The organism is Thermus sp. (assembly GCF_039793865.1).
In the GTDB taxonomy this organism is placed as follows: domain Bacteria; phylum Deinococcota; class Deinococci; order Deinococcales; family Thermaceae; genus Thermus.
Genome location: NZ_JBAMMI010000070.1, coordinates 1 through 3930 on the forward strand (window position 1 = coordinate 1; position 3930 = coordinate 3930).

Sequence of the window (3930 nt, forward strand, 5' to 3'; positions counted from 1 at the left end):
ACAACCTGGGCCTCATGGCCCAGAAAATGGCTGGGTAGCAACTTGGGTTATCTTAACATGCGGGTCCCAGGATAAGGATTGGCCTTGGGGCTTCCCGCCTACGGGCGGGTAGAGCCGCATGAGAAGGGCCTACCTCCGTGGTGTCTAGCCCACCCCTTCCCGGAAGCCCGAGGGCCCGCTTACGTTTCCCTTACGCCCCTCCGGGAGGATAGGCGAGGGAGGTGGAGCTCGGGGATGACTAGGGATGGGCTACGGCTTCTCGCCCTGCTTGGGCTCCTGGCCGGCGTGGCGCTTGCGGCGCGGTACCGGGTCACGGGAGAGGCGGTCTACGAGGCCCAGGCGCCCCTTGGCGCCTTCAGCGGCAAAAACCCCACCCTGGAGGGCGAGGTGACCTACGAGGAGGCTTCAGGCCGCCTCGAGGGCCAGGTCTGCCTGGACCTCTCCGCCTGGGATTCCAAGGAGCCCCTTCGGGACCGGCACACCCGGGAGATGTTCCAGGTGGACCGCTACCCCAGGGCCTGCCTCACCCTGAAGGGGTTGGACCCGGCCAAAGGGGTTTTGCTCGGTGTTTTGGACCTGCACGGCGTGCGGCGCGAGGTGGCCATTCCCGTGCGCCACCGCACGGAGGGGCAAAGGCTTCTCTTCCAGGCGGACTTCACCCTGCGCCTCAGCGATTACGGCCTCAAGGCCCCGAGCTTCATGGGCATGCGGGTCAGCGATCGGGTTCGGGTGAGGGTTCAGGGCCAGGGGGTGGCCCCATGAGGCTCCTGGCCCTCGCCCTGCTCCTCGCCCTGGGCCTCGCCTCCGAGGGGAAGCGGTACCTCTTCGTCCGCTACGATCCGGAGAAGGGCGTGGCTTTCCTCTCCGATGGAAGCCCTCTGCCTCCCGGCCTCCAGGCGGTGCCCGGGCAGTACGTGGAGGTGGAAGGCGAAAGGCTCAAGCCCACGCGGGCCTGGCAGCCCCCCCAGGACCTGGTGAAGGTCTTCGCCCCCCAAAACGCCGCCCGGGTGGTCTTCAGCCACGAGCGCCACTTCGCCGCCTTGGGGGCCAAGGGGACCACCTGCCAGACCTGCCACGCCCTCCTAGACCGGGACAGGGCCTGGAAGAGCCTGGCCCCAAGCCCGTCCCTGGAGCCCCACGGCCCGCGCTCCTTGGGGCGCTTCTGCGCCACCTGCCACGACGGCAAGACCCGGGCCTCCACCCTTCCCAAGGCCAGCCCTCCGGTGGACGCAACGATCTTCACGGCCTTCGGGCGACCGAAGGACCAGGCCTGCGCCCGCTGCCACGCCCCCAAGGACCACGGCCAAGACTTCACCTCCCGCCACGGGGAGGTGGCGGAGCACGGGGGAGGCCAGCGGTGCACCGCCTGCCACCGGGGCGCAGGGAGCGTATCCCCTGAGGCGCTGGCCCTGGCCCGGGCCTTCCAGGAGGCCCAGCTCGCCCTCATCCGCAACCCCGAGGACGGAAAGGCCTTCAACCGGGTTCTCCCCAACAACTTTTGCGCCTACTGCCACGGCCTTGACGGCAAGGCCTGGGAGCAGGAGTGAGGTGATACCGTGAAGAACCAAAAGGAATGGCTTAGGCACCGCTTTCCCGAACTCGTGGCCCTCTTCGCCGCAGGAGGGCTCTTCCTCACCGGAGGAGAACTCCTCCTCATGGGGCACACCGAGGGCGTCCAACTCCTCGCGCCCCTCACGGCCTTCGTCGGGGGCGCGGCGGCGGGTCTTGGGCTCGTGGCGCCGAGGTTCCGCCTTGCCACGGCCTTGGTCCTGGGGCTCATGGCGGGGGTGGGCTTCCTCGGCCTCTTTGAGCACCTGGAAAAGCGGCTTAACGAGGGCCTCGCTCCGGGGACTTACCTCCTGGTGGACGCGGAGGAAGAGGGGGCGGGCGGGAACGAAAGGGGAGAGGGAAAAGGGGTCCCGCCCCCCCTCGCGCCCCTGAGCCTCACCGGCCTCACCCTTCTCGGCGCCCTGGCCCTGTATGTTAGGGATGAATGAGGGTCTTGGTGGTGGAGGACGAGCCGGGGCTCCTGGAGCCCATCCTGGCGAGGTTGAGGCGGGAAAGGCTCGAGGCCCTGGGCGCGGGAAGCCTGCAGGAGGCCTACCGCCTCCTGGAGGAGGGCGAACCCGACGCCGTGGTGCTGGACGTGATGCTCCCGGAGGGAGAGGAGGCGGGCTTCCGCTTCGCGGAGGCGCTCCGTCAGGGAGGCTACCGGGGCGGGATCCTCTTCCTCACCGCCCGGGACGCCCTGGAGGACCGCGTCCAGGGGCTTGACCTGGGCGGGGACGACTACCTGGTGAAGCCCTTTTACCTGGACGAGCTCGCGGCCCGGGTGCGGGCCCTCCTCCGGCGGGGAAGGGAGGTGCGGGCGCCCGCCCTGGTCCGCGGGCCCCTGGTGGTGGACTTCGCCCGCAGGCGGGTGCTCTGGCAGGGCAAAGAGGTCCCTCTTTCCCCCAAGGAGTTTGCCCTGTTGGAGCTCCTCGCCTCCCACCCGGACCGCGCCTTCCCTCGGGAAGAGCTCCTGGAACGGGTCTTCCCCCAGGCGGAGTCCGAGGCCGTGCTGAGGGTCTATGTGCGGCAACTCCGCAGGAAGCTCGCCCCCTGGGTGGTGGCCCGGGTGCCCCTGGGGTACAAGCTGGGGGAGCCTTGAGCCTCAGGCTTCGCCTGGCCGTTGCCTTCGCCCTCCTGGCCTTTTTGGTGGGGGCCCTCGAGGCCCTAACCGGCTACCTCTCCTTCCGGAACCTGGTGGAGCAGGACATCCGCCGGGACCTCCTGGACCTCGCCGCCCAGATACGCCAGAACCTGGTCCTCGCCCCCTCGGGGCCCGAGCTTCCCGGCACCGAGCTCTTTGCGCGGCACTACATCTTCGGCTTTAGGGTCCTGGACGGGGAGAAGCCCCTTCTGGAACGAGGCTTCCTGCCCAAGGAGGGAGAGGCCTGGCAAAGCCTTCGCCAGGAGTGGCAAGGGTACACCTTGGAGATCTACCTCCGGGTGGAGGAGTACCGCCAAGCCCTGAAGGACTTCAGGCGGGCGGCGTTCCTGCCCTTGCTCCCCCTTTTTCTCCTCTCCGGGCTTCTCGGCCTCTTCCTGGCTCGCCGCTTCACCTGGCCCTTGGAGTCCCTGGGCCGCGCCTTGGAGCACCTCTCCCGCCTCCGCTTCCCCGACCCCCTCGGGAGGCCCCCGGAGCCGGAGCTCGCCCAGGTGGTGGCGGCCTTCAACCGGGTGGTGGCGGCGGTGCGGGCCGCCCTCGCCCGGGAGCGGGCCTTCACCCGGTACGTTTCCCACGAGCTCCGCACCCCCCTCGCCGTGCTCCAGGCCCAGGTGGAGGCCCTGGCCAGCGGAGATGCGGACGCCAAGCGGGCCCTCGCGGAGATAGAACGCGCCCTGAGGCGCATGCGGGCCACCTTGGAGGGCCTCCTGGAGCTCGCCCGCCTCGAGGCCGGAGACCTCGAGCCCGTGAACCTGGAGGCGCTGGTCCGGGAAAATCTCTCTGAGGAAGAAGCGGCGCTGGTGGCCCAGGGGCCGGCGTGGGTCTTGGGCCACAGGGAACTCCTCAGGCGAATCCTGGAAAACCTTCTGGAAAATGCTCGCCTCCACGGGGGCCCCCCGGTAGAAGTGGGCGTGGAGGCCGAAGGGGAAGAGGTAAGGCTCTGGGTGCGGGATCACGGTCCGGGGGTGCCCGAAGCCCTCCGGGGCCATCTGGGAAAGCCCTTCGCTAAGGGACCCTTCGGAGGTACGGGCCTCGGCCTCGCCTTGGTGCACCAGGTGGTGGCTTGGCTGGGCGGTCGGGTGGCGTACGAGGACGCCAGGCCGGGGCTAAGGGTGACCCTTTTCTTTCCCCGGTGGCGCGATGTTGAGCCGACATAAACTGGACTTACGCGGCCTCCACCTGCACCGGTAATACCCTTTTGGCGTGAATCCTTCGCCTAA

The 3930-nt window shown here is 69.1% G+C and carries 5 protein-coding genes; all 5 read left to right on the forward strand.

From position 1 onward, the window contains the following. The first annotated feature begins 234 nt into the window (after positions 1-234). The 5 genes from ABJK26_RS06595 to ABJK26_RS06615 are packed head-to-tail and all read left to right on the forward strand — an operon-like array spanning position 235 to position 3867. On the forward strand, positions 235-762 hold the full coding sequence (locus tag ABJK26_RS06595; RefSeq protein WP_347241488.1) for a YceI family protein: 528 nt from the start codon (positions 235-237) through the stop codon (positions 760-762). Beyond that, positions 759-1547, forward strand: coding sequence for a cytochrome c3 family protein (locus ABJK26_RS06600; RefSeq protein ID WP_347241489.1), 789 nt, complete (start codon positions 759-761; stop codon positions 1545-1547). Before ABJK26_RS06595 ends, ABJK26_RS06600 begins: the two co-directional genes overlap by 4 nt. A 9-nt stretch (positions 1548-1556) precedes the next feature. Beyond that, positions 1557-1997 carry a hypothetical protein gene (locus ABJK26_RS06605; RefSeq protein WP_347241490.1) on the forward strand — a complete coding sequence of 147 codons (441 nt, stop codon included), beginning with the start codon at positions 1557-1559 and terminating at the stop codon, positions 1995-1997. Continuing rightward, on the forward strand, positions 1994-2650 hold the full coding sequence (locus tag ABJK26_RS06610) for a response regulator transcription factor (RefSeq protein ID WP_347241491.1): 657 nt from the start codon (positions 1994-1996) through the stop codon (positions 2648-2650). Before ABJK26_RS06605 ends, ABJK26_RS06610 begins: the two co-directional genes overlap by 4 nt. Beyond that, on the forward strand, positions 2647-3867 hold the full coding sequence (locus tag ABJK26_RS06615) for a HAMP domain-containing sensor histidine kinase (RefSeq protein WP_347241492.1): 1221 nt from the start codon (positions 2647-2649) through the stop codon (positions 3865-3867). Before ABJK26_RS06610 ends, ABJK26_RS06615 begins: the two co-directional genes overlap by 4 nt. Positions 3868-3930 lie beyond the last annotated feature (63 nt).